This is a genomic window from Brachybacterium sp. sponge (genome assembly GCF_001613775.1).
Taxonomy (GTDB): domain Bacteria; phylum Actinomycetota; class Actinomycetes; order Actinomycetales; family Dermabacteraceae; genus Brachybacterium; species Brachybacterium conglomeratum.
The window spans coordinates 187,336-212,880 of the sequence record NZ_LRMP01000001.1; the positions used below are offsets into that span (position 1 = coordinate 187,336).

Below are 25,545 nucleotides of genomic sequence, written 5' to 3' on the forward strand. Positions count from 1 at the left end.
CCGCCAGGCACGGTCTCGCATCACCGTCGGCAGCAGCGCCCCGGCAGCAGCACCCTGGCGTCGCCCGTGGGCGGCGCTGCGTCACTGCCCGAGATAGGTGCGGTACGGGATGACCTCGCCGTAGTTCTGGACGCCCAGGGCGTAGTAGGCGACGGCGGCCAGGAGGACCAGCAGGGTGATCAGCGTGCGGTCCTGCATCTTCGCGATGCGGTTGGGCACGAGCAGGATCGCGAAGATCCCGAAGTAGCCCGACAGCCGGCTGAGGACGATCGCCTGGGTCCCGACGATCATCAGGGCCACGCCGGCGAGGACCAGCACGGCGAGCTGCGACTCCAGGCGGGTCAGCGGCGCCTTCCGGCTGCCGACGAACACCACCAGGATCATCAGCGCAAGGTACGCGAAGATCGACAGGTACGAGCCGATGCCCGTCTGCCCCGAGTCGAGGTAGTCCCCGTAGCGCGGGTTGAGCACCTCGAGGAAGGAGACGAGGAAGGGCGCGGCCCGCACGCCCGCCGCGGCCACCAGCGCGCCTCCGAGGAAGAACAGCGTGGTCTGGACGGTGGGCCGCCAGCGGCGCACCACCAGCATCACGACGATCGCGAGGATCGCCGTCATGTGGAAGCTGAGGGCGATGATCGCGAGCACCCAGAACACGACGTTCTTCCTGCCCAGATAGGTCCAGGCGAGGAAGAGGAGCGCGACAGCGATGTACTGGCGCAGCGCGTTGAAGGACGAGGTGTACTCGAAGGCGACGAAGAGCGCGACGGCGAAGCCCGGGTCCATGGACAGCCGCTTGATCCCGAGGTAGACGGGCAGCACGGTCAGGACCGCGGCGACCCAGAACAGCGCCTTCGGGTCCTCCGTGAACGTCTTGATCACCAGCATCAGGAGCGTGTACCCGACCTCCTGCGTGGACTCGGCGAAGTCGCCCGCCCAGTCGTCGGGGTTCATGCTGTTGAAGACCAGCTCGTAGGTCGGATAGTCCGTGCCCACGTCGTAGCGGAGCCCGGAGAACGCGATGAGCACCGTGACGGCCGCGACGTCGAAGACCGTCCATCGCCGTGCGGCCCGGGCGGTCTCCTCTTCGGTGACGACCGCGCCGGCGGACCGGGCGCGGTACCTGGTCGAGCTCGCCGTCCTCGTCGCGAGGCCGAGGCCGCCGGAGCGGGGACGGTGGCGGGACGCGGAGAGGGTCCTCGTCGCCGCCGTCCTCGTCCCCGTCGTCCTAGCGCCGGCGGTCCTCATGCCGACCGTCCGGGCCGAGGCGTCGGCCGCCTCGGTCGCGGGCGTCTCGCGCGGATTCTTCAGGGCCACCCGGAAGCTGAGCGCGGCGAGCGCCGTCACGACCACGAGCAGGATGAAGTACGGCGTCATCGGGTCCCTCCCCCGTTCCCGAGGCCCGCGGCTCCCCGTGCGGCGGGCGGATGGCTCACAGCGCGTACCTCGTCCCGTGCGGGTACTCGCCGCTGATCGTCGAGCGCGCGAACTCCAGCAGGGTGTCCGCGGCATGGACGTAGGAGAGGGTGGACGCCTCGGGCAGGGCGGGGCCCTCGCCGCGGGCGGCGCCGAGCACGCGGTCGGCGAGCGCCTCGACGTCGTCCTCGGGGGCGAGCTGCACGGCGGGCAGGTCGCGCACGCCCTTGACGTCGAAGCCGACGACGGGCAGGCCGATCGCGATCGCCTCGAGGCCCACGCGCGGCAGGCCCTCCCAGCGGGAGGTCTGCACGAGCACGTGGGAGCGCTCGAAGTGCGGGACCGGGTCGGCGACGCCGTGGCGGATCACGAGCCCCTCGACGTCGCTGCGGGAGCTCGGGTCGTCGAAGAGCTCTCCCTCGCCGAGCATGTCCAGGACGACGTCCACGCCGCGGTCGCGGAGCACGTGCGCGAGCCGGACGGCGGCGGCGGGGTTCTTCCGCTCCGAGAACTCCCCGCACCACACCAGGCGCAGCGGCTCCTCCCCCTCGCGCCAGGGCATCGGGGCACGGCGCACGAAGCGCTCGGTGTCCAGGCCGACGCCGCCCAGGAGGCGCAGGCGCGGGATGCGGGTCGCGTGCCGATCGAACCAGTCCTGGTCGGCGGAGTTGATGCAGACGATCCCGTCGGTGCGGTGCACGAGCGCGCGCTCGATCGCGCGGAAGGGGAGGTCGGCGAGGCGGTCGCCGTTCCAGTGCAGGCCGTGGCAGAAGTAGACGACCGGCACGCCCACCCCGGCGGCGCGCACGAGCATGGAGGCGGTCGCGGTGTTGGTGATGACCACGTCGATGCCCCTGCCGCGCACCCACTCGCGCAGCTCCGCCCGGGCGCGCCAGTTGCGCGGGGAGGGCCTTCGGGTGATCGAGGGCAGGACCGTCGCCTCCGCGAAGGTCTCGGCGAGGGACCCGGCGGCGCTCTCGACCACGGCTCCCTGCTCGCGCCACCGCTCGGTGATCTCGAGGAAGAAGGCGTCGAGCGTCCCTCCGATGGACGTCAGCAGCCCGACGACGGGCGCTGCGGCGTCCGCACGCCGCTCGGGAGCCGGGGCGGTTCCGAGATCTGCACTTCCCGTCACGACGGGCCTCCTTGTCACGAGGGACGCCGGCGGGGCGCAGGGCGACCGCCTCGGCACCGCGTGCCGCGATGTCCGTTTTGTCCCATTGGGGTGGATCCTACTCTAGGCGATGGCGCCGACGGGCGGAAGCGTCGTGAGACCTCCTGGGCCGCACATCGGGTGCCGTGCCACGGGGCCCCGGAGGCGCCCGCACGAGCGGGGTCTCCCGCCCTGCGGCCGGGGCAGCTCATCCCGCGGCCGGTGTCGTGTGCGCGCCGCGGCGTCGCAGCCCGGCGTCGGCGAGGTGCCGGATGCGTCCGTAGAGCGGGAGCAGCCGCGTGAAGCCGGCATGGAGCAACGGCGAGAGGACCAGCTCCCACCCGCCGATGCCCTCGCGCACCTCTCCGCCCATGTCCGCCTTGAAGACGAGCAGCCCGGCCTCGGGGCCGTCGGCCTCGAGCGTCTCCGCGACGCCGCCGATGTCGAGCTGGTCGGCGCCCTCCGCGATCGCGCCGTGGATGATCTCGGCGTAGAGCGCGTTCGCCGCCTTGAGCTGTCTCCGCAGGTCGCCGCGCGCGGCGAAGACGCCCTGGGCGTGGCCTCCCGCGCGGGCGGTGCCGTTGGCGGCCAGGACGTCCCCCTCGTGGAGGGCGAGGTGGAGGTGGAAGGTGCCGGGCTGGTCGCCGGCGAGCGCGTCCCACATCGACTCGAAGTACTCCAGCGGCTGCGCCGAGAACCCCTGCCGTGCAGCGGTCTCCGCATAGAGGCGCTGGACCGTGGGGAGGTCCTCGCGCGTCCCGTCGATGACCACCACGCCCTCCCGCTCGGCCTTGCGGATGTTCTTCCGCCAGGCGCGGGTCATCCCGGCCAGCACCTCCTCCTCCGTGCGCCCGCCCAGCGGGATCCAGAAGGTGAACAGCGGCTGGCTGGCGTCGAGCATCCCGTCCTGCGGCAGGCGGTGCCATCCCGCGGCGGCGAGGGCCTGGACGGCCCGGTGCCCGACGGGATCCTCGCGATCGGAGGTCACCTGGGACCACTTGGTCACCTCGGGGTCGGCGAGGGCGGCCTTGACCGCGGTCGGCCCCCAGGCCCGCAGGGCCAGGGAGGGCACGACGACGAGCGCGAAGATCCCGCGCCCTCTCGCGTACGCCTCGAGGGCGGCGAGGAGATCGGGCAGGTCGCCGTGCTCCCAGTCGATCACCGGTCCCTGCGCCATCATCGCGAAGCGGCGATGGACCACGGGCAGGGAGCGGCTGCGCAGCAGCGCCACCCCGACCAGGCGGTCGTCGAGGTCGTACCAGCCCACGAGCTCCGGGTCCCAGTCCCCGCTGCGGGCCCTCCCCCACTGCGGGCTCTGCTGGTAGCCGGCATGGGCGGACGAGCCCAGGTACTCCCAGTAGGCGTCCTCGTCGATGCCGCGCACCGTGGTGCGGGGATGCGCCGGGAGGTCGCGCCTCCGTCCGGCCGAGCCGCGCGGGCGCCTGGTCCGGTCCCGTGCATCGCTCAGCGTCACCGCTCCGACCTCCATGCGCGCAGCCGTCCGTACACGGGCAGCAGGGTCGCGAAGGCCCGGTACAGCACGGGGTTCAGCGGCAGGTCCCAGGTGCCGAGGTACTCGTAGGTCACGCCGCCGGCCGAGGCCTTGTAACGCAGCAGCCCGGCATCGGCGGTCTCCGCGTCGAGCGAGCCTCCCACGCCGCCGAAGTCGTAGAGCACGGCCCCGTCGGCGTGCGTGCGGTGCAGCGCGGCGTCGTAGGCCAGGTTGGAGGCCTTGAGCTGGCGCTTCTCGTCGCTGTTGGCGATCAGCACCGCCTGCGCCCGTCGGCCCGTCTGCACGGTGCCCATCACGGAGAGGACGTCCCCCTCGTGGACGGCGAGCAGGACGTGGAACTTCCCGGGGAAGCCGTCCGTGAAGGAGTCCCACATCGACTCGAGGAACTCGAGGGAGAACGTCGCGAACCCGTGCTTGGCGGAGGTCTCGTCGTAGAGACGCTTCACCTCGGGCAGGTCCGCCCGGGTGGCCTCGACGATCTCGACGCCCTTGCGCTCGGCGCCGCGGACGTTGCGGCGGAACGAACCGCTGGCCAGGCCCCGGATCTCCGACTCCTCCACTCCGTCGAGGGGCACCCAGACGTTGTAGACCGACTGGGCGTCCTCGACCTTCTCCTGGTCCTGGCGGATCCAGCCGAGCTGGTCGAGGGTGACCATGGTGCGCCGGCCCGTCTCGTCGATCTCGTCCGGCGGCAGCTGGGACAGCGCCTGGTAGGCCTCGTCCTGGATCGCGGCCCGGATCGGCTCGGAGTCCCAGCGGTGGACGGTCAGCGGGGGCACGATCCGGATGGCGAACGCCTTGGCGTCGCGCAGGTGCGCGCTCAGCGCCCCGAGGACCCCGGGGACGTCGCCGTCCTCCCAGTCCATGACGGGGCCCTGGTTGATGTAGGCGAGCTTCCACGGCCCCACGGGCAGCCCCCGCAGGCGCACGGCGGCGATCCCGACGAGCTCCCCCTCGCGGTCGAAGACGCCCAGCAGCTCCGAGTCCCAGTCGGTCCCCCGCGCGCGGACCCAGTGCGGGGTCTGCTGGAAGCAGCCGGCGGAGGAACGATGCAGGTGCGCGGAGAAGGTGCGCTCGTCGATCCTCCTGACGGTGTACTCGGTGCGGACGTCATAGCCCGTATGCGTGTCCTCGCGCCGTCCGGTGTCGGCCTGCACTGCGCTGCTCATCGTCGATCGTCCTCTCGATCTCCAGGTGATTCCCCGCTCGGCCCGGGGCCCGCAGGTCCGTCGGTCCGGGGCGGGGCGGAACGGTAGAAGGGGAAGAAGGTGCTCTCGGCGCGGCGCTCCTGGGCCGGGGCGCTGAGACGTTCGTAGGCCTCGGGCAGGAAGACCTGCTCGCCGGTGAAGTAGGCGCGGTCGCCGTCGCGGGTGAAGCCGCGCTTGAACTGCAGGAGGCTGTCGTCGGCCGTGTTGGTGATCCCGCCGGTCAGGACGTGCTCGCGACTGCCAGCCTCGCGCGCCACGAGCAGCGCGCCGACGGCGGCGAGGGTGGTCGCGTTCCCGCGGAGCGCCTCGGTGAGAGTCCCGGCGATGTAGGCGACGCTGGAGTCGTCGCGCAGGATCAGCATCTCGGCCGACAGCGGGACGCCGTCCTCGTCGGCGAACACGTACGCGACCTGGCCGGGGACGGCGCGATGGATCGTGCGCAGGAAGTCCTCGCCGACGTGGAACCTCTGCTGGGCCTCACGGCGTTGCATGGTCTCGGCGTGGATCGGCAGGAAGTCCTCGATGCCGGACTCGTCCCGCACCACGCGCAGGGTCAGCCCGCCCTCGAGCGCCTTGCGGTAGCGGCGTCGGACGCTCTTGTGGAGCGCCGCGATGACGTCCTCCTCGCTGAACCCGTCGAGATCCACGACGACGTGCGGGGCCTGCTCGCGCAGCGTGCCGGAATAGGGCAGGCGGTGGCGCTCGACGGGGGTGAAGCGGATGATCTCGCTGACGATCCCCTGCTCGTGCGCCCATTCGCGCAGCGCGGCCCAGAACTCGTCGACCTGCGCCGGGGTGGCGTCGGCGGAGAGCGGCCCGCCGTAGACGAGCGGGGTGTAGAGGTCGCGCAGCTCCTCGTCCAGCACGGTCCCGGCCGCGTCGTGGGTGATGGGGCGGACGATGAAGGCGTAGTAAATCTCGGTGCCGTCCGGGAAGGCCATCACGGCGCACATCGGCTGCTCGCCGTCCCGCGCCTCGGCCTCGACGAAGTCGGGATGGGTGAACACGTCCCGCTGGCCGGCGCGCTGCCAGGCCTCGGTCCAGCGGCGCCGCTCCTCGGGATCGGCGCCGTCGAGCACGGCGAAGCAGACGTCCTGCGGGGTCGGGAGGGCCCCCTGCTCCCGGGATGCGGCATCGGCGCCGTGGGCGCGGTGCGCACCGGCCGGGCTGATCGACAGGATGCTCATGAAGTCCTCTCCTCAGAATCTCTCACCAGCTGAAGGGGGCGTGCGAATCCCTCCTCGGGCAGGCCGAGGAAGGCGATCAGGGCGGGCGTGCCGCCGGGGACGGTCGTGGGCGGCAGATCGGCGGTGGGGTGGCGGACGGCGGCGCCGGGGGCGGCGTAGCCGCTGCGGGCGAGGGAGGCGGCGAGCTCGGGGCCAGGCTCCTCGCCGGGGGCGAGGCAGGCCCATTCGGCCTCGTGGACGACGCGCAGCCGGCTGGCCAGCAGCAGCAGCGCCTCGTCGAGGAGGGTGTCCGCGGCCCCGCCCGCGCCCGGGCCGAGTCGGATCGTCAGCTCGACGAGCCCCGGCTCCAGGAGCGCGGCGGTGCCCTCGAGGACGATGCGCTCCTCGCGGTCGCGGCAGACCCAGGTGCCGTCGTCCTCGGGGCCGTGCAGCTCGAGGTCGGTGGTGGACTGGGGGCCGGGGAAGTCCGACATGGACACCCCGCCCTCGTCGGTCACGCCGTCGCGGCGCAGCACCGCGGTGACGGTGTCGATCAGGATCCGCAGGTCGAGGTCGAGACCGAGGCGACGCACGTACTCCTGGTCCATGGTGAGCCGGTCGTCCCAGGCCAGGGAGTTGCGGCCGTGCACCTGCGAGTACCCGGTGAGGCCCGCGGGGACGGTGTGCCGGGCGAACTGCTCGGCGCTGAAGCGGCCGATGTAGTCGGTGGTCAGCGGACGCGGACCGACCAGGCTCATGTCGCCGCGCAGCACGTTCCACAGGCTCGGCAGCTCGTCCAGGCTGGTCTCCCGCAGCAGCCTCCCGAAGGGGACGAGGCGGGCGGCGTCGTCGTCGGAGCCGTCGGGGGCGACGGCGCGCATCGAGCGGAACTTCCGCAGCCGGAAGATGCGCCCGTCCTGGGTGACGCGCTCCTGGGTGAACAGGACCGGCCTGCCCATCGACGCCATCACGCCGGCGGAGATCGCCAGCATGGGCAGGGCGGTCACCGCGAGCCCGATCCCGGCGAGGACCGCATCGGCCCGTCGGCGCCGGCGCAGATAGCTCTGCTGGCCCGGGGAGAGACGGATCGGGTCGAGGTGCTGGATCGGGCCCACGATCGCGCGGGCCCGACGCCCTCGCCCCGGTGCGCCGGGAAGCGTCATGTCGCGGCCTCCGTCAGCGGCGTGGCCACCGCGCGTCGGCCGAGGGCGGCGCGGAGCGTCGCGTCGATGGTCTCGCACTCCGCCTCGGTGAGCGCGGAGCCGCTGGGCAGGGTCAGGCCCGTGCGGAACAGCCGCTCGGAGGCACCGTTGACCGCGGCGGGGATCCCCGCGAAGACGGGCTGGAGGTGCATCGGCTTCCACAGCGGGCGGCTCTCGATCCCGGCCGCGGTGAGGGCGGCGCTGAGGGAGGCGGCGTCGAAGCCGGCGAGCTCCGGGTCGACGACGAGCGCGGTGAGCCAGCAGTTGTCCTGCTCGTCGCCGTCGCGCTGGAAGACCTCCACGCCGGGCACGTCGGCGACGATCCGGGCGTAGGCCTCGCGGCGGGCGCGGCGGCGGGCGATCATCTCGTCGAGTCGGCGCAGCTGGGCGTTGCCCATCGCGGCCAGCAGGTTCGAGAGGCGGTAGTTGTAGCCGATGTCGCGGTGCTCGTAGTGGATCGCGGGCTCCCGCGCCTGGGTGGCGAGGTGGCGCACGCGGCAGGCGGCGTCCTCGTCGTCGGTGAGGTACATGCCGCCGCCGGAGGTGGTCATGATCTTGTTGCCGTTGAAGGAGAAGATCGCGGCGTCGCCGTGCTTGCCGGCGGGCAGCCCGGCATGGTGGGCGCCGAGCGATTCGGCGGAGTCGACCAGCACCTTCGCGCCGGCGCGGTGGGCGATCTCGACGATGCGGGTGTGGTCCGCGCTGCGGCCCAGGAGGTCCACGGGCACGACGGCGGGGACGGAGACGCCCTCCTCGGCCAGCTCCTCGAGGACGCGGGCGAGCAGGCCCGGGTCCATCTGCCCGGTCGCCGGGTCGGAGTCGACGAAGTACGGTGTCGCACCCGTGTAGCTGATCGCGTTGGCGGTCGCGGCGAAGGTCATCGTCGAGGTGGGGACCACGTCGCCGGGGCCGACGCCCCAGGCCAGCAGTCCCAGGTGGAGGGCGCTGGTGCCGGAGGCGAGGGCGACGGCGTGGCGTCGGCCGATCCGCTGCGCCATCGAGGTCTCGAAGGCGTCGACGGCGGGGCCGAGCGGTGCGATCCAGCCGGAGTCGAAGGCGTCGGCGACGGCCGCGCGCTCGAGCACGGTGACGTCGGGACCGGACATGAGGATGCGTGCCATGGTTCAGAACCCCACTGCGATCGGGGCGCGGGCGGCGGCGGGCCGGGTGGCCTCCATCGCCTCGCACACGGTGGTCAGGACGTCGAGGACCTGCGCGTCGCTGTGCAGCGAGCGGAGCTCGGGCAGCTCGTCGGAGGAGACCGGGACGACCGGCACCCCGCGGATCAGCGAGTGCGAGGTGACCACGGAGTCCTCGCCGGGGGCGAAGAGGTCCTCGTGGAGCTTCTCGCCGGGGCGCAGGCCCGTGAAGGCGATCTCGACGTCCTTGCGGGAGGCGTCGATCAGCTGCTGGGCGAGCTGCACGATCGGGACGGGCTCTCCCATGTCGAGCACGAGCGCCTTGCCGCTCTCCCCCACCACTGCGGCCTGGAGCACCAGCTGCACGGCCTCGGAGACGGTCATGAAGTAGCGGGTGACCTCGGGGTCGGTGACGGTGACGGGGCCGCCCCGCTCGATCTGGGCGATGAAGGTGTGGATCACGGAGCCGCGGGTGGCGAGCACGTTGCCGAAGCGGACGCTGAGCCAGGTGCCGTGGCCGGCGGTGCGGCCCTTGTGGGCGGTGAGCCCCTCGGCGATGCGCTTCGAGTAGCCGAGCACGTTGTGGGGGTCCGCGGCCTTGTCGGTGGAGATGTTCACGAAGTGCTCCACGCCGTGGCGGTGTGCGGCCTCGAGCACGTTGTGGGTGCCCAGCACGTTGGTCTTGAAGGCCTCGTCGGGCGACTTCTCGAGCATGTTGACGTGCTTGAGCGCGGCGGCGTGGAAGACCACGTCGGGCTTGTGGCGGCCGAACACGGCGTCGAGGCGCTCGGCGTCGCGGATGTCGGCGAGCTCCATGTTGTCGTTGCCGAGGTCGGCGGTGCCGCTCATGCTCAGCAGCAGGGCGTGCAGGGCCGACTCGTCGCGGTCGAGCATCACCAGCTCGGCCGGCTCGAAGTCGGCGATCTGACGGCACAGCTCGGAGCCGATGGACCCGCCGGCGCCGGTGACCAGCACGGTCTTCCCGTGCAGCATCTCGGAGATGGTGGAGAGGTCGGTGGTGACGGGGCGGCGGCCGAGGAGGTCGGCGGGCTGGATCTCGCGCAGGTCGGTGTGGTGGACCCCGTCGATCATCTCGCCGAGCGGCGGGACGATCTTCACCGGCAGCTCGAGCTCCTTGGCAGCGGCGGTGAGGGTGCCGATCGTGTCGGCGGAGATGTGGGTGGTCGCGATGACCAGGACGTCCGCGCCGGTGCGCTCGAGGGCGGGGCGGAGCTGGTCGGTGGTGCCTGCGACGCTCACGCCGCCGTGGCGCAGGTGGCGCTTGCGCGGGTCGTCGTCGAGGAAGCCGACGGGCTCCCAGGTGGAGGAGGGGTCGCGCATCATCGAGTCGGCCAGGGCGCGGCCGACGTCGCCGGCGCCGACGATCAGCGCACGGGAGGGCTCGGTCTCGCGCCGGGTGCGCAGGGCGCGCAGCCCGAGCAGGCGCACCAGGTAGCGCGCGGCCGCGACGGCGAGGATCACCAGCGGCGCGGCGATGACCGTCGCGGTCCTCGGCAGGAGCTGTGCGGGCCACAGCGCGTTGGCGGCGGTGATCACGAACGCGGTGGCGAGCACGACCCCGGCCAGCGGTGCCATCTCGTCGAAGCTGGCCACGAGGTGGCGGCCCTGGTGCAGGCGCACGGCGCGGGCGAGGAGGGTGTAGACGGTCACGGCGATCGCGGTGAGCACGAGCAGCCCGAGCACCGGCGTGCCGGTCCCGTCGAGGGAGAGGCCGAAGGAGAGGGAGAGGGTCTCCAGCCGCAGCGCGGAGGCGGCCCACAGGCCGACGAACCACATCACCGCGTCGACGCCGATGAACAGCGCCGGAGCGGGGAGGAGGTCGCGGCCGTAGAGCGAGTTCTGCGCCGCGTCGGCGGAGAGCTCGCCCTCGCCGACCGCGCCACGTCGGCGGGTCGACGAAGCACGCAGGACGGAGTGCAGAGAGATGATGGACACGGGTCCCCCTCGATCGGCGTTGCGGACCGCGACCCCGCGACAGAGTCGCGAATGTCCGTTTTGCCCGCCTTGAGACGATTCGCACCTTACGTCACTTTTGAGAGGTTGTGAAGCCGCATCCGCGACGGAGCCCGGTCGAGCCCGCCGAGCAGGGCATGACGAAGGCCCCGGGCGCGACGCTGCGCCCGAGGCCTTCGGGGACGGCTCGCCGACCGGGACGCCGCAGCGGTCCCGGCGGGCGAGGGATCAGGAGGTCGCGCCGGCGGCCTCGAGGAGGTCGAGCGGCTCGCCCAGCGGTGCCCGATAGAGGGGGAAGAACGCGGACTCCTCGTCGAAGGCGCGCCGGGCGTCGGCCGCCTCACCGCGGCGCTCGGCGACGAGCCTCTCGTAGAGGTGGGTATCCAGGACCCGCTCCGCGGTGCGGAACATCCGCTCGCCCTTCGGGGCGAAGCCGCGCTTGTACCGCTCGAGCCCGTCGCCGGAGGTCAGCCCGCCGCCGAGGACGTACCAGCGGTAGCCGTGGTCGGCGAGCCATTCCATGACGCTCATCTTGACCAGGTCGTTGGGGCGGTCCCGGGAGGCCTCCATCTCGGTGCCTCCGAGGAAGTAGTAGGCGGTGTCCCTGCCCAGCAGCATGAGGTCGATGGAGATCGGGCGTCCATCACGCTCGGCGGCGACGTAGAGCAGCCGATCCGGCACCCCGTCGTGGAGCGCGGAGAAGAAGGGAACGTCGAAGCGATACCAGGAGGCGCTGTCCAGGCGCTCCATCGTCCCGGTGTAGACGGAGTGGAAGTCCTCGATCATCGAGGCATCCTCCACGAAGCGCACCGTGAGATCGGCCCGGAGCGCCCGGCGGGCGTTCTGGCGGACCTTCGAGGAGCTCGCGGCCCACAGCGCCTCGCGGTCGGGCTCGACCTCGCGAACCAGGTTCGGGTTCCGCTCCCGGAGGCGCCCGGGGTGCGGCAGGACGTCGTCGAAGAGGGACAGCCGTGCGAACTCGCTGACCACCCGCTGCTCGCGCGCCCACTCCTCGAAGAAGGCCCAGAACTGCGCGGCGAGCTCGTCGACCGGAGCGTCGCCGCTGACGAGCGGGCCGCCGTATCCGTAGGGGGAGATGACGTCACGGAGGCCGCCCGGCGCATCGCGCAGGATCAGCGGGTAGAGGACCGAGGAGTCCTGCCACTGCATCGTCACCGCCAGCAGCCGCCCCGCCCCCTCTCCCAGGGGGCCGGCGACGCCGGGGTGCGCGAAGGGGAGCTGGTGCGTGCTCTCCTCCCACAGCCGGCGCCAGGTCGCCAGGTCGTCCCGGTCGGCCGGGTCGAGGACCTTCCCCTCGCCGTTCATCGCGCCTCCCCCTCGCGGCGGGCGGCTGCGCGGGCGGCGATGCCCGGGCGCGGCAGCACGGCCATCCCCTCGTCGTTCCTGGTGTCGCTGGCGGAAGACACGGCCGAGGCCCCCATCCCGAGGCGCCGTCTCGCGCGCGCCCCGCAGTCACTACCCTCCGGGCATTTCGCCCATTTCGGACACACCATAGCGCGGCGTCGCCCGGGTTCTCAATGACGGGCGGAGGGCGGACCCCCCTTCGAGCCCGGGCGCACCGCGCGCGGCCGCCCCTCCCCGGGGGCCGCCGGGGACGGGGAGGCCGCGAGGCCGGTGCGGGATCAGCCGTTGAGGAACTGCTGGAGCGCCTTGACGGTGGCGTAGTTGGTGCGGAAGTCCCACACGCCGTTGTCGCCGTGGCCGATGGCGGCGCGGAGCTTGCGGGTGGTCTCGGCGCCGATCTTGCCGTCGGGGACCGCGCCGATCTTGGTCTGCAGCGCCTTGATGTCGCCGGTGGAGAGGGAGCCGTCCTGGGTCACGCCCACCCAGCCCTCGAGGGCGCGGGTGGTGGCGGGGCCGAACTTGCCGTCGACCACGAGGCCGGCGCCGGTGCCGGGCTGCTCGGGGGCGGGGGTGGAGCCGCCGCCGGGCTGCGCGTTCGCGTCGGCGCCGCCGTTGGCACGGGTGAGGCCGGCCTTCTTGCCGCAGGTGGGCCAGGCGCCGGGGCCCTGGGCGTGGAGGGTGCGCTGGGCGATGGCGATCTGCTCGGCCTTGCTGGCCTGGTTCGCGGTCGAGGCGTACTCGCCGCCGCCGAAGGCCTTCCAGGTGGAGCTGGAGAACTGCAGGCCGCCGTAGTAGCCGTTGCCGGTGTTGATGGACCAGTTGCCGCCGGACTCGCACTGGGCGACCTCGTCCCAGACGGTGCCGGCGGCGGTGGCGCTCTGGGTGCCGACGAGACCTAGCCCGGCGACGACCACGGCGCCGCCGGTGGCGGCGGCGACCTTCGGGGCGACGCGCACGCCGCGGAAGGCGACGGCCCGGCCGGGGGCGCGGTGGGTATTGGGTCGGCTCGCGGTCATCGGGGACTCCTCGCGGGATGGGGAAGGGGATCGGACGGGATGGCCGCGCGGCGGGCACTGCGGCCGACGGGGAGCCCGCTGACCTGCGCCCGCGCCGGGCACCCCTCCACGGTGCCGCCCGCTCCCCGGATCGGACAGCGCGATCCCACGAAGATTCCCCGTCGCGGTGAAATTCTTTGCCGTTTCATGGGCGTACTCGTTACCGACCGGGAATGACGCCGCTGTGTTTATCGAGGAAATACAGCGCTGTCATTCTCGCTCCGGAGCCCGTCGGCCTCCGGACGGGCGACAGCGCGCGGGCGTCGCCCGTCGCTGTGACGCACCCGGAAATCTCTGTCCCACCCGGAGGCCCCGTGCCTACACTCCCTCGGTGACCCGCTCCCCCGCCCCTGCCGCGCCCTCCTCCGCCGCGCTCTCCCCGCGCGATCGCAGTGTCATCGTCCTGCTCCTGATCAGTGCTTTCGTGGTGATCCTGAACGAGACGATCCTGTCGGTCGCACTGCCGCCGATCATGGACGACCTGGACCTGCTCGAGACCACCGCGCAGTGGCTGACGACGGGGTTCATGCTCACCATGGCCGTGGTCATCCCGATCACCGGCTTCCTCATGGGGCGCTTCTCCACCCGGCAGGTGTTCGCGATCGCGATGTCGACCTTCACGGCCGGCACGCTGATCTGCGCGGTCTCCCCCGCGTTCCTGCCGCTGCTGCTGGGGCGGATCGTGCAGGCCTCGGGCACGGCGATCATGATGCCGCTGCTGATGACCACGGTGATGAACCTGGTGCCGCCCTCGCGCCACGGCCAGGTGATGGGCAACATCTCGATCGTCATCTCGGTCGCGCCGGCGCTCGGCCCGACGCTGTCGGGCCTGATCCTCTCCTTCGCTCCGTGGCGGTTCCTGTTCGTGCTGGTGCTGCCGATCGCGGTGGCGGCGCTGGCGATCGGGCTGCGCCGCATCGAGAACGTCTCGGAGGCGGATCCGAAACCGGCCGATGCGCTCTCGGTGCTGCTCTCCGCGGTGGGCTTCGGGCCGCTGGTCTACGGGCTGACCGGGATCAGCGGCGGCGGCCACGGCGGCGCGGCGGAGGCTCCGTCGGGCCCGCCCGTGGCGGCACTGGTGGCGCTCGCGGTGGGCGTGGTGGCGCTGGCGCTGTTCGTGCTGCGCCAGCTGCGGCTGCAGCGCCGCGAGCGGGCGCTGCTGGATCTGCGCACCTTCGCCAGCCGCAACTTCGCCGTCGCCGTTGGGCTGATGGTGGTGATGATGGGCTCGATGTTCGGGGTGGTGGTGCTGCTGCCGATCTTCCTGCAGCGGGTGCTGGAGCTGTCCACGCTGTCGGTGGGGCTGATGATGCTGCCGGGCGGTCTGGCGATGGGCCTGCTCGCCCCGTTCGTCGGGCGGCTGTTCGACCGGGTCGGGCCGCGGCCGCTGCTGGTGCCGGGCCTCGCCGCCGTGGTGGTGGGCATCGGGATCATGTCCCGCGTGCCGGAGCAGGCGTGGCTGATCGTGGTGGGCCATGTGGTGATGTCACTGGGCCTGGCGTTCGTGTTCACGCCGCTGATGACCACGGCGATGGGCTCGCTGCCGCGGCGGCTGTACCCGCACGGCTCGGCGATCGTGGGCACGGTGCAGCAGGTCGCGGGCGCGGCCGGCGCCGCGCTGATGGTCTCGGTGATGGCGCGGGTCGCGGCGGGCACCACCGCGGGCGGCGCCTCCGAGCTCGCGGGGATCTCCGCGGGCACCTCGGCGGCGTTCACGATCTCGGCGGCGCTGGGCCTGGTCACCGTGGCGATCGCGCTGTTCATCCGCCGCAATCCGGCCGACGCCGGCGAGCGCCCCGTCGACGCAGGGCCGACGGAGCCCGAGGAGACGGTCGCCCCGGCCTGAGAGCCCGACCGCCCCGCCCCGCTCAGAAGCGACCGCACCCCTCCGGGTGCGGTCGCTTCTCGTTGCGCGCTCTCGCGCCGAGCGCGCCCCGACCGACTGCACAGCTCCGGATCGTGACGGACGAAACACGCAGTTCATGACATAGACCACGAATGCGCACGGAACCGGACATAAAAGGTGACTCATCAGTAACTTGCGACGCATGACTAGTTCGACTTTCAATCATATCTCTCGCCGCTCGCTCGTCCGCGGTGCCGCGTGGGCACTCCCCACCGCCATGGTCGCGGCCGCCGCCCCGGCCATCGCCGCCTCCATCCGAAAGGATCCCGGCATCAACGGGTGGGTGCTCGTGAGGCCGGACTCGCAGTTCGACCTATCCAGATGGCGGTGGACGTATCGGCTTGAGATCGACTCCACAGGGACCGGCGGGCGCAGCACGCCTGACGGCGCTCCGTTCGGGCTCTACCTCTACGACACGGAGGACGCGAAGGCCGCGACCGACGCCAGCATCACCGTGTGGATTCTCGGAGACCATCGGAAGAGCGACCAGATCACGTGGAGTTCTTCTCCGGGGCACTCCCAGAACTGGTCCGGACCGTCGATGATCGGCACGCAGGTAAAGCCCGACGGGATGGTCTACACCGGATATCGGTGGACCTACAGGGGCGAGATCCAGCTGGGGAAGCGGACGCAGGGGCGTGATGGCGTCTACCGCGTCTTCCTGGACGACTTCCACGTCCGGACCAACTACTTCACTCAGGACAGCGACTATCGCAGCACCCTGAACTACTGGACGGAGCGGACGATCACCATCGACGGCGACACCCAGACCTTCCAGCGACGCGAGGGCACCGACGGCGCCTACAACGCTTCGGCGCGGCGTGCCGCACCGCGGCCTGCCCAGGCGCGAAGCACGAGTCCGTCCGGCGAGCCGACGGAGGAGGACGAGATCCCCCTGCAGCCGACCGTCTGCTGACCGTCCTGCCGCACGGCGGCCGACCGGGAGAACCCCCACCCGGTCGGCTGTCGTGCCTCACAGGACCTCAGTAGTAGGTGGTCTCCTGGTTCCCGAACCAGGTGCCGGAGAAGTCTCCGTCCCTGCTCATCATCCCGATCGCGGTCTCCTCGATCGGGACGCGGTGCGCGGTGGTGGACCCGTCCTCGGCGGTGACGGTGAACTCGGCCAGGCCGCCGTAGCCGTAGGCGTCGTAGTAGCCCGCCGCCCCGCCGGCGACGTGGATCTGCGGCGGGGTGATGATCTGCCAGGTGCCCTCGCCGGCGACCTCCTCCGGGGCGCTGAGGGGGCAGTTCTCGGGCCGCGGCTGGGTGCTGCGCGCGCATTCGGCGAGCGCCGTGTCGATCAGATAGGTGCTGAGCTGCTCCTCGCCGGTGTCGGTGAGCTCGTAGCCGATCTCGATGAGCGAGTTCAGCCACGGCCCGAGCACGGGCGGGATGGTCGAGCGGACCGTGGTGGGGGTGACCACCTCCCCGCCCTCGGGGGCGCTGAGCTGGTACACGCCGGGCAGCACCACCAGGTGCACGTCGACGAGCCCGAAGGCCTGGTGGGCCTTGGCCTCGTCCGACAGCGGGACCTCGACCCCGTTGATCATCACCGCGGGGGCGCTGACGGGCACGGCGACCCGCATCACCGGCAGCTCCACGGGCTCCAGCTCCCATACGGGGCGGCGCAGCACCCCCTCGCGGTGCCGGGTGAGGTGGAGGGTGGTCTCCTGGGTGCGTCGGCCGAGGCTGAGCGTGGCCGTGACCTGAGCGGTGTCGCCGTCGACGCTCGTCTCCTCGATCGTGAAGCGGTCCACGCGCTCCTCGGCGGCCAGCGTCACCGGGTCGGTCAGGGCGACGTCGAGCACCCCGTCCTCGGGCTCGACCATGTGCTCGCGCACGGCGTCGGTGTCGGCGTCGACGATCGCCTGGAGGAAGCTGCGCGCCTCGGTCTCCGGCGAGCGCTCCCCCACCAGCACCTGCGGCAGCACCAGCACGAGGGCGAGCAGCGCGGCGATCCCGCCGAGCAGCCACCAGCCCCGGCGGCGGAGCGGCGCGGTGGCGGAGACGCGGTCATCGACTGCCGCAGGGGCCGACGGGATTTCGGCCGACGAGTCCCTGGCAGTCGATCCCCCGATCGGTGCGGCCCCGGCCGAGCCGTCGCCCGTTGTCCGGCCACGGGCTGATCGGGCTCCGGCGGGCAGGTCTTCTCCTGGCGAGGGCGTGCCTGCCGTGGAACCATGGAAGGTGCCGTGCGGTGCCTCCTCGGCCTCGGTCCCGCCCCATCCCCGGACGATGACGCGGCCTGTCGCACGCTGATCCCGGCTGCTCCCCCGCCGACTGCTGCGCCCCACTGCGCCCCCTGTTCGCGTCGATGCCTCGGAAGAGGGTATCCCGGCGCCGCCTGTCGGGAGCCGCGGCCCCTGCCCCGTCACTCGTTCCACGAGGTCACGAACTCGCCTTCGCGGTCCAGGGCGCCCATGGCCCGGGCATCGAGGAGGACGCGGTGGGTGCGCGGCGTCTGCCCGTCGGCGGCGGGGACGGTGAACTCGGCGAGGCCGCCGCGGGCGTAGAGGGTGAAGACTCCCATCCAGCCTGCGGAGACGCTGATCTCCGGCGGCGAGATCAGCCGCCAGCTCCCCGAGAGGCCGCGGGCGCCGGGCGCCGCGAGCGGGCAGCCGGGCGGAGCCGGAGAAGTGCTGCGCAGGCACTCGAGCAGAGAGTCGTGCAGTGCGCCGGCGAGCTGCTGCTCCCCGGTGTCGGTGAGGGCGTAGCCGGCCTGGAGCGGCACGGAGGTCCAGGGGCTCAGCATGGGCGGCACGTTGATCCGGGCGGGCACCGGGTCCAGGCGTCCGTCGCGGGGCGGCGCCTCGATCTCGTAGAGCCCGGGCAGCATGCGGAGGGTGATGATGCCGAGCCCTTCGGCGCCGCGGGGACGGCTCTCCGCCGGGACGGTGACTCTCTGCCCGTTGACGGTGAGCTCGGCGGTGCCGACGGGGATCGCGACCATCACGGTGGGCAGGGTGAGGGGCACGAGCGTCCAGACGGGTCGCGGCCAGGCTCCGTCCTGGCGTCGTTCGAGGTGGAGGGTGGTGGTCAGGGAGCGCGCGCCCACTCGCAGGCGGGTGCGGACCTCGGCGCGGCCGTCCTCGTAGCGGGTGGACAGCAGGGTGAAGCCCTCGATGCGGGCGTCCGTCGCCTCGACCACGGCGGGCGCGAGGGCCAAGTCGAGGGCGGCGCCGGGCGGGGTGAGGTTCTCCTGGACGGTGGCCATGTCCCCGTCGACGAGGGCCTGGAGGAAGCGTCGAGCCACGGTCTCGGCGGGGGTGCCGCCGAGGAGCAGCGGCGGCAGCGCGAGGACCAGCACCAGCAGCAGCGCGATCTCGGCGGCGACGCCGCGGCCGGGGCGGTGCGGGTCCCGTCGGCCGGGTGGGAGGTCCTCGGGTCCCGTCCCGTCGGGCGCCGCGGTCGACGCAAGGTTTCCGCCGGTAGCTGTCAGCTGGAAGGCGGGTCCTGGCGCATCGGGGTCCTGGGCGCCCTCTCCCCATCCGGTCGTGAGAGCGCGCCCTGCTCGTGCCTGCTGCGAGCGGTGCACCGTGGCTCCGGTCCCCGGCGCGCCCCGGACTCGGATGGGTCCGTCGGCCGTCGGCGGTGCGGCTCAGGCTACGCCCGCCCGCCGGCGACGGCCAGGGGCCGTGAGCACGACCTGGGCCCCGGTTGCGAATTCGGCCAGGGGCCGGGTCGGCGGGCGCGGCCCGTCGGCCGACGGGGCGGCCACGCCGGGGCTCACAGCGCCCCGGGCGCCTCCTTCTCGCGGGCGCGGTCGGCGAAGCTGACGCCCATCGCGGCGAGGGTGAGCGCCATGATGATCACCAGCGCGATCGTGAACGCCTCGAGCCAGGCGGTGCCGCCGACGGTGAGGGAGAAGATGATGCCGGGGATCATCGCGGTGCCGATCGCGGCGCCGAGGCGCTGGCCGAGCTGGAGGATGCCGCCGGCGACGCCGCCGAAGCGCGGGTCCACGGAGTTCAGGGTGAGGGTCTGGTTCGGGGAGATGGTCATGCCCTGGCTCAGGCCCATCAGCATCAGCGGCGCGGCGAGCCACCAGAACGCGACCGCGCCGGACTCCACGAAGCCGGCCAGCAGCGTGGTTCCCAACAGGCCCAGGAAGGCCACGCCGAATCCGGCGATCACCATGCGCCTGCCCAGGGTGAGCACGTAGCGGCCGGCGATCTGGGAGCTGATCGCGGCGGCGATCGAGGAGGGCAGGCCCAGCAGCGACGCCTCGAAGGCGGTGTGGTGGAGGTGCATTTGCAGGAACAGCGGCACGATGATCCACACGCTGGTCGCGCCGAGGAAGTACACCGAGACGATGAGGATGCCGTTGCGGAATGCCTTGTTGGCGAAGATCGCGGTGTCGACCATGGGCGAGCTGCCGCGGCTCTTGTAGCGCCGCTCCCAGGTCCACCACAGCCCCAGCACCAGCAGCCCCGCGGGGAAGGACAGCCACACCAGGACGCCGGCGCCCCGCTCGAGGAAGGGCAGCATGATCCCGAGGATCGCCAGGCACAGCAGCACGGTGCCGACGGGGTCGAGGTCGGGGCGTGCCTTGCCGCGTGCGCGGTCGTCGGGGATGAATCGGAAGGTGCCGATCATCGCGCCGATGCCGATGGGGACGTTCATGAGGAACATCCAGCGCCAGCCCCAGTTCGGGCCGAGCGCCTGGATCAGCAGGCCGCCGATGACGGGGCCGATGGCGGTGGCGACGGCGACGGTGGTGGCCAGCAGCGCGAAGGCCCGCGCCCGGTCCTGGCCGCGGAAGTGCTGCTGGATCAGGGCGACGGTCTGCGGGTTCAGCAGCCCCGAGCCGATGCCCTGCAGGATGCGGGCGAGGTTCAGCATCTCGACGTTCGGGGCCAGGCCCGACATCAGCGAGCCGAGCGTGAAGATGCCGACGCCGATCACGAACATGCGCCGACGCCCGGTCGCGTCCCCCGCACGCCCGGCGGGGACCAGCAGGATCGCGAAGGAGAGGGCGTAGCCGGAGATGACCCACTGCAGCGAGCCGGTGTCCGCCTCGAGGCCCTCGCCGATCGCGGTGAGGGCGACGTTGATGACGCTCACGGCGATCAGGGCCATGAACAGGGGTGCGAGGAGGACGGCGAGCAGGGGCTTGCGACGCACCGCAGGGGTCGGCGCGCTGTAGTGGGGGATCACCCGGCCACCTTATGCAGTGAGTGCATTTTTGTGGAGGGTGTGGTGACCGGAGGGACACCGCAGCGGCCGGGCGCCTCCCGCCGAGGGGAGGACGCCCGGCCGCTCGAGATCAGGACGACTGCGAGGGGCCCTGACCCGGTCCGGAGCTGTTGGGGCCCTGCGGTCCCTGCTGCGCGTTCGGAGCTGGCGGCGGGAAGGAGTTCGCCTGCGCTCCTGCACGCGGACCGCGGGCGTCGTCGCTGTAGGGGCCGGGCGGGATGACGTAGCCGGAGCGTCCGCTGAGCAGTGGCGCGGCGGTCTGCACGGCTCGCGCGGTCGGGCGGTGGGGTGTCGGCACGCCCGTGAAGCGGCCGAACTGCTCGCCGTAGCCGTCGGGACGGATCCGGCCGGCCTGGTCCAGCAGCGCGATCGCCTCGCCGGGGCTCGGGTACTGGGAGGACCAGCGGTGCCCGGCCGGCAGCGGCGAGTCGAAGAGGTGCCCCTTGGGGCGGATCCACAGCGCGCCAGGCTTGGAGCGGTCGCGCAGGGCGTGGGCGCGCCAGGTGGTGATCGGGTGGGAGGAGCCCCAGTTCACCCAGTGCACGAAGAAGCTCGGGTCAGTTGCGGCGCGGTCGGCGAGCTCGTGGACGTTGACCTCGGTGTTGAGGTACTTCCCGCCGGAGAGGAGCCCCATCACGCCGGCGGAGCCCTCGGGCGCGAAGCTAAAGCCGAAGTTGTCGGCGGTGTATTCCTGGGAGCGGGACAGGGCCGGGCCCAGGATCGGGATCAGGGAGAGCAGGTTGGTGAACAGCAGACGGAAGTAGGAGACGTGGCCGGCGGCGAGGTGGCCCACCTCGTGGCCGATCACGAACTTCAGCGCGTCGCGGTCACGGCCCTGGCCGCCGACCTCGAACAGGTCCGAGTGCACCACCACGAAGCGCCGGAATCCGTGGCCGGAAGCGAAGGCGTTGATCACGCCGTTGCCCATGGTCACGTAGGCGTCCGGGACGTTGCGCATCCCGAACTGGGCGGCGGCCTCGGCCACCATCCGGTAGCCCTCGGGGAACTGGGTGGGGCTCATCCGCACGGAGGTGGCCCGCATCTGGGCGTACATGATCGCGCGCACCCACCAGATGATCAGGGGCAGCAGCGGCAGCAGGAACACCAGCTGGATCACCAGCGGGAGCATCGAGGCGTACTCCCACGCCTTGGAGACCGCATCCTCGCCCTGCTCGGCATACAGCCAGATCGTGCCGCCGAGCGCCCCTCCCCAGGAGAGATAGCCGAGCACGGTCGCGGCCACGCCCACCCACAGCAGCGGCAGCTCCCAGGGGTGGCGGATCCGGCGCTGGCCGCGGACGCCGTGAGTGGTGGCGCCGTTGAACAGGGACGGCTTCTGCGGCGGCGCGGGGGCCGCCGGCGACGCGGTGGGCGGGAAGGTCATGAGGAGCTCCTCGAGCGCATCGGCTCATAGGGGTCGGAACAGCAGACCCGTGCGGGCCATGGTCCGACGGTAGACCCGCGAGCCCCGCCGCGCATCACCGATCACGCTGGTCAGGCTCGATCATGGACGCTGGGAGGAGGTGCTGTCGACGTTCGTCGCGGTGGGGTCGTCCGCACGGCCGACGGGGGCCGGCTGTCCGCCCGATCCCCGTGGAGGGACGGGCGACATCGAGCCGAGCCCGCGTGCTCAGTACATGATCGTGATCGAGCCGGCGTTGCGCTGGCGCTCGACAGCAGAGCCGTTCCAGGCGAGCCCGGTCGTGCTCCCTGCGACCGCGGTGCTGATGTAGCTGCCACCGCCTCCGCCGCCCCCGCCGACGGAAGCCCATCGCTCATCGCCCTCGCGGAACGCAGTCAGCGAGGAGCATCCGCCGCCGCCCCCGCCTCTGACACCACCGCCGCCGGCGCCGGAGATGTGGGCGTTGGACTCCGCCTGATCTGCGTCGTCTCGGAATCCGTGCCGTCCGCGAGGGCGACGCTGCCTTGCGCCCCGCCGAGGCCCGGACCGCTGTTCGAACCGGGCTGTCCGCCGCGCGCCAGGACCTCGGTGCCCGTCTGGATGACCTTGGCCGTGTTGTTCCCGCCGGCGGCCGCCGCATCCCCGCCGCGCGCCCCGACCGCGGCGAACTCGGCGCTGACGCGGCGTCCGCCGCCGCCTCCACCCCCGTCGGTGACGACCAGCACGGTGCCGTCCACGCTGAGGGAGGATCCTCCGCCGCCGGTTCCGCCGCGTCCTCGCGCGAGCTCGAGGATGCTCCCTGTGAAGGCGGGGCTGCTCCCGCCGTCGCCGTGCCCCTGTCCTCCGGCGACCCGCTCATCGCTGCTCGGCTGGCGCGATCCGCCGGCCCCGACGAGCATGCGCACGCTCTGTCCCGGCGTCACGGCGAGCTGACCGGTGATCAGGGCGCCGGACCCGCCCCCGGACGATCCGCTGCCTCCGCCGCCGGCACCGACCACCTCGACGTGGATCTGGGTGACGCCATCGGGCACGGTCCACAGGGTCTCCTCGGAGCTCGCGCTCGTGCTCGAGGGACGGTCGCCGTGACGGTTCGCTCTGGGGGCGAACCGGGGGTCGTCATGGATGCCTTCCACCGGGCGGCGATGCTCTGAGGCGCCGTGGGGATGTCGTCCGCTGTGGGGCGAGCCTCAGGGCGATCTGGACATCCGCCAACCTACGTTCCGGATCCTCGGACGTTCAACGCTTTCCGGAGAACGGCGCCGGGCGGGCCCGGAGACGCGAGCCCCGAGGCGTCCGTGTTCACATGCCTCAGGGCATCTACGCCAGCGTGGACGGGCCACGCTGCAGGGTGTACGGGAGGGAGTTGTACGTGACGCGACGGAGGCTGTAGACCGTCGGGGCGGGCACCGTGACGTTGGACGCGATCGATCGAACGGCCTGGAAGTGCGGTCGACCCGTGGCGTAGATGCGCCGCAGGCTGGTGTCACGGTCCCACCGCGATGCCGTGGTCGGGGACGAATAGGTGGTGGTGTACGCGGTGTATCCGCTGATGGCGGTCACACCGCTGTCCGCCGTGGGGACCGTCCACGTCTGGTCGTTGCCGATCCGAGTCCATGTGAGACTCGAATACGACGCAGAGGGGAGGTAGAGCGTGTAGCGCGCCGCGGTGGGATTCGGGGTGGTCGGGACGTTCTCCATCCAGATGCCCGCCGTCGGGTAAACGGCACTGCCGTTGATGGTGATGGTCTGCGTACGGCCCGGGGTGCCGATAGCACCCGTGCTCGACGACACGGTGAGGATGCCTCCCAAGAGAGGCACTGACGAGGCAGCGACTGCGGGCGCTGCAACAGACACTGCGGCCGCAGGAGCAGCCCAGGCCGCACCCCTCAGGACGTGCCGACGGGTGGGGATGGGATCGGGGCCGGTCATTGGCGCCTTCCTGATGGTGGCGGCACCCCGAGGGCGCGGCTTGCGGGCACGTCCCATGCCCGGTCGGACCCTAGGACAATCTGAACGGTAGCCACGCTACGGTTCAACCTCGCGCCGGCGCAACGGTCTCGCGGCTATGTTCGACCGATGTGGCACGCCGCACGACGCACTACGCCCGGGTTCAGTCGTTTTGGGCGTTTTCCCAGGCAGTCAGCGAAACAGTCGCCCCAGCAGCGCCCGCTTCGCCCCGCGATACGGCGGGGTGACCAGTCGCAGCGTGTCGGGGCGCAGCGGCTTCTTCACCACGGGCTTGGCGTGGGTGAACACCTCCAGGCTCGCGCGGCCGTGGTACTTGCCCATGCCGGACTCCCCCACGCCACCGAAGGGCATGGTCTGGGAGCCGAGGTGGGCGAGGGTGTGGCCGAGCGCGAGGGATCCCGAGGAGGTCTCGGCGATGAACCGCTCCTCGATCTCGGGGCTGGGGCTGAACACGTAGGCGGTCAGCGGCTTCTCACTCTGGTTGATGCGGGCGATCGCCTCGTCGGGCCCGTCCACGGCGAGCAGCGGGAGGACGGGGCCGAAGATCTCCTCCCCCATCACCGGATCGTCCCAGTCCACGCCGTCGAGGATCGTCGGCGGGAGGTAGCGGTTGGCGCGATCGGCTGCGGAGGTGCCGCCGAGCACGGCCTTGTCGTCGTCGATCAGGGCGAGCACGCGGTCGAAGTGCTTCTGGTTCACCATGCGGCCGTAGTCGCGGCTGCGCTGGGGAGTGCGCCCGTACATCGCGGTGACGGCGTCCTTCAGATGGGGCACGAGGGCGTCGAGGGTAGAGCGTTCGGCCATGAGGTAGTCCGGGGCGACGCAGGTCTGCCCGGCATTGGTGAACTTCCCCCACACGATGCGGCGGGCGGTGGTGGCGAGGTCGGTGCCCGCATCGACGAAGACCGGGGACTTCCCGCCGAGCTCGAGCACGGTGGGGGTGAGGTGCTCCGCGGCGGCGCGGGCGACGATCCGGCCGACAGTTCCGTTGCCGGTGTAGAAGATCAGGTCGAAGCGCTGCTCGAGCAGGAGCGTGGTCTCATCGACCGCGCCTTCGACGACTCTCACCCAGGCAGGGTCGAGGTGGTTGCGCACGAGGTGCGCGAGCGCGGCGGAGGTGGCGGGGGCGACCTCGCTGGGCTTGAGGATCGTGGTGTTGCCGCCGGCGATCGCGCCGATCAGCGGAGCGAGCGCAAGGTTCACGGGGTAGTTCCACGGGGAGATGATCAGCGTGGTCCCGAGAGGCTCACGGCGGATCTGCCCGCTGGAGGGAGCGAGCAGCAGCCCGGGCCCGAAGCGCTCCGGTCGCATCCAGGCGCGGAGGTTCTTCCGCAGGTGCGCGATCTCCTGGGTGACGACGCCCAGCTCGGTGATCAGGGATTCGGTGCGGGACTTGCCGAGGTCCAGCTCGAGGGCCTTCAGCAGCCGGGGGCGTTCGGCGCGGAGGCCGCGGGCGAGGGCGTCGAGCTGGGCGATCCGCGCTGCGAGCGGCCGGGTGGTGCCGGCGTCGAAGGAGTCCCGCAGCGCGGCGACGTCGGCGAGGATCTCGCCTCGCCGGACGGCGTCGAGGACGGTGGAGGCCTGCTGAGCGTCAGTCGACATGGCTCCAGGATAGGGCCGCGGCCATGACCTTCAACACCTTGCTCGGCTATCGGTGACCAGCTGGTAGCAACGGGGTAGATTCAACGCAATCGCCTATTTATCAAGGTCAGAGCCCGGAGGTCACGTGTCAAGCCCCGCATTCACTCGTCGATTGCTCGCGAAAGGCGCGATGTGGTCCTTGCCTGTGATGGCCGTGAGCTCGGCAGCGCCTGCCATCGCGGCGAGTCCGACGCCGGTCACGATGCTCTGGTCCGGGTTTCCCCGCGCATCCCTCTCCAGCAGA

At 72.1% G+C, this 25,545-nt stretch carries 19 protein-coding genes; 2 read left to right on the forward strand and 17 right to left on the reverse strand.

The window, feature by feature from the left end; translation table 11 throughout:
- Window positions 1-81: 81 nt before the first annotated feature.
- The 10 genes from A4A78_RS00870 to A4A78_RS18285 all read right to left on the reverse strand — a co-directional run bounded on the left by A4A78_RS00870 (window position 82) and on the right by A4A78_RS18285 (window position 13,149).
- The gene (locus A4A78_RS00870; protein WP_062946558.1) at window positions 82-1,374 is read right to left on the reverse strand and encodes an EpsG family protein; all 1,293 of its coding nucleotides are present in this window, start codon (window positions 1,372-1,374) and stop codon (window positions 82-84) included.
- 55 nt (window positions 1,375-1,429) lie between these two features.
- Window positions 1,430-2,548 (reverse strand): glycosyltransferase, encoded by a 1,119-nt coding sequence (locus A4A78_RS00875; RefSeq protein WP_010550847.1) that lies wholly within the window; start codon window positions 2,546-2,548, stop codon window positions 1,430-1,432.
- Window positions 2,549-2,774: 226 nt separating this feature from the next.
- Complete coding sequence (locus tag A4A78_RS00880; protein ID WP_197466602.1) at window positions 2,775-4,040, reverse strand: peptidoglycan bridge formation glycyltransferase FemA/FemB family protein; 1,266 nt, start codon at window positions 4,038-4,040, stop codon at window positions 2,775-2,777.
- Entirely contained in the window at window positions 4,037-5,248 is a 1,212-nt protein-coding gene (locus A4A78_RS00885; protein WP_062946560.1) for a peptidoglycan bridge formation glycyltransferase FemA/FemB family protein, read from the reverse strand. The genes A4A78_RS00880 and A4A78_RS00885 overlap by 4 nt, the downstream gene beginning before the upstream one ends.
- On the reverse strand, window positions 5,245-6,474 hold the full coding sequence (locus A4A78_RS00890; protein ID WP_062946561.1) for a GNAT family N-acetyltransferase: 1,230 nt from the start codon (window positions 6,472-6,474) through the stop codon (window positions 5,245-5,247). Before A4A78_RS00890 ends, A4A78_RS00885 begins: the two co-directional genes overlap by 4 nt.
- Window positions 6,471-7,616 (reverse strand): sugar transferase, encoded by a 1,146-nt coding sequence (locus tag A4A78_RS17880; protein WP_197466603.1) that lies wholly within the window; start codon window positions 7,614-7,616, stop codon window positions 6,471-6,473. The genes A4A78_RS00890 and A4A78_RS17880 overlap by 4 nt, the downstream gene beginning before the upstream one ends.
- On the reverse strand, window positions 7,613-8,776 hold the full coding sequence (locus A4A78_RS00900) for a DegT/DnrJ/EryC1/StrS aminotransferase family protein (protein ID WP_062946562.1): 1,164 nt from the start codon (window positions 8,774-8,776) through the stop codon (window positions 7,613-7,615). Before A4A78_RS00900 ends, A4A78_RS17880 begins: the two co-directional genes overlap by 4 nt.
- Window positions 8,777-8,779: 3 nt before the next feature.
- Window positions 8,780-10,750: a nucleoside-diphosphate sugar epimerase/dehydratase gene (locus A4A78_RS00905; protein WP_062946563.1), complete on the reverse strand. Its 1,971-nt coding sequence runs from the start codon at window positions 10,748-10,750 to the stop codon at window positions 8,780-8,782.
- A gap of 246 nt (window positions 10,751-10,996) precedes the next feature.
- A complete protein-coding gene (locus A4A78_RS00910) occupies window positions 10,997-12,094 on the reverse strand; it encodes a GNAT family N-acetyltransferase (protein ID WP_062946564.1) in 1,098 nt (365 codons plus the stop codon).
- Between the two features lie 317 nt (window positions 12,095-12,411).
- Window positions 12,412-13,149 (reverse strand): transglycosylase family protein, encoded by a 738-nt coding sequence (locus A4A78_RS18285; protein WP_062946565.1) that lies wholly within the window; start codon window positions 13,147-13,149, stop codon window positions 12,412-12,414.
- Between the two features lie 370 nt (window positions 13,150-13,519).
- Between A4A78_RS18285 and A4A78_RS00920 the strand changes: the two genes are divergently transcribed.
- Together A4A78_RS00920 and A4A78_RS00925 are read left to right on the forward strand one after the other, a co-directional pair.
- Window positions 13,520-15,034, forward strand: a complete 1,515-nt coding sequence (locus A4A78_RS00920; RefSeq protein WP_062946566.1) for an MDR family MFS transporter — start codon at window positions 13,520-13,522, stop codon at window positions 15,032-15,034.
- A 277-nt stretch (window positions 15,035-15,311) separates the two neighbouring features.
- The gene (locus A4A78_RS00925; RefSeq protein ID WP_156488506.1) at window positions 15,312-16,010 is read left to right on the forward strand and encodes a hypothetical protein; all 699 of its coding nucleotides are present in this window, start codon (window positions 15,312-15,314) and stop codon (window positions 16,008-16,010) included.
- Between the two features lie 67 nt (window positions 16,011-16,077).
- On the opposite strand, the gene A4A78_RS00930 is transcribed toward A4A78_RS00925, so the two are convergent.
- The 7 genes from A4A78_RS00930 to A4A78_RS00965 form a co-directional block, all read right to left on the reverse strand.
- A complete protein-coding gene (locus A4A78_RS00930) occupies window positions 16,078-17,031 on the reverse strand; it encodes a hypothetical protein (RefSeq protein WP_062946568.1) in 954 nt (317 codons plus the stop codon).
- Window positions 17,032-17,465: 434 nt separating this feature from the next.
- Entirely contained in the window at window positions 17,466-18,629 is a 1,164-nt protein-coding gene (locus A4A78_RS00935) for a hypothetical protein (protein WP_062946569.1), read from the reverse strand.
- 191 nt (window positions 18,630-18,820) lie between these two features.
- A complete protein-coding gene (locus A4A78_RS00940) occupies window positions 18,821-20,251 on the reverse strand; it encodes an MFS transporter (protein ID WP_062946570.1) in 1,431 nt (476 codons plus the stop codon).
- 109 nt (window positions 20,252-20,360) lie between these two features.
- Window positions 20,361-21,674 carry a M48 family metallopeptidase gene (locus tag A4A78_RS00945; RefSeq protein WP_062946571.1) on the reverse strand — a complete coding sequence of 438 codons (1,314 nt, stop codon included), beginning with the start codon at window positions 21,672-21,674 and terminating at the stop codon, window positions 20,361-20,363.
- Window positions 21,675-22,087: 413 nt separating this feature from the next.
- Entirely contained in the window at window positions 22,088-22,429 is a 342-nt protein-coding gene (locus tag A4A78_RS17645; RefSeq protein ID WP_156488507.1) for a hypothetical protein, read from the reverse strand.
- 580 nt (window positions 22,430-23,009) lie between these two features.
- On the reverse strand, window positions 23,010-23,483 hold the full coding sequence (locus A4A78_RS00960; protein ID WP_062946574.1) for a hypothetical protein: 474 nt from the start codon (window positions 23,481-23,483) through the stop codon (window positions 23,010-23,012).
- 348 nt (window positions 23,484-23,831) lie between these two features.
- Window positions 23,832-25,262, reverse strand: a complete 1,431-nt coding sequence (locus tag A4A78_RS00965) for an aldehyde dehydrogenase family protein (protein WP_062946575.1) — start codon at window positions 25,260-25,262, stop codon at window positions 23,832-23,834.
- Window positions 25,263-25,545 lie beyond the last annotated feature (283 nt).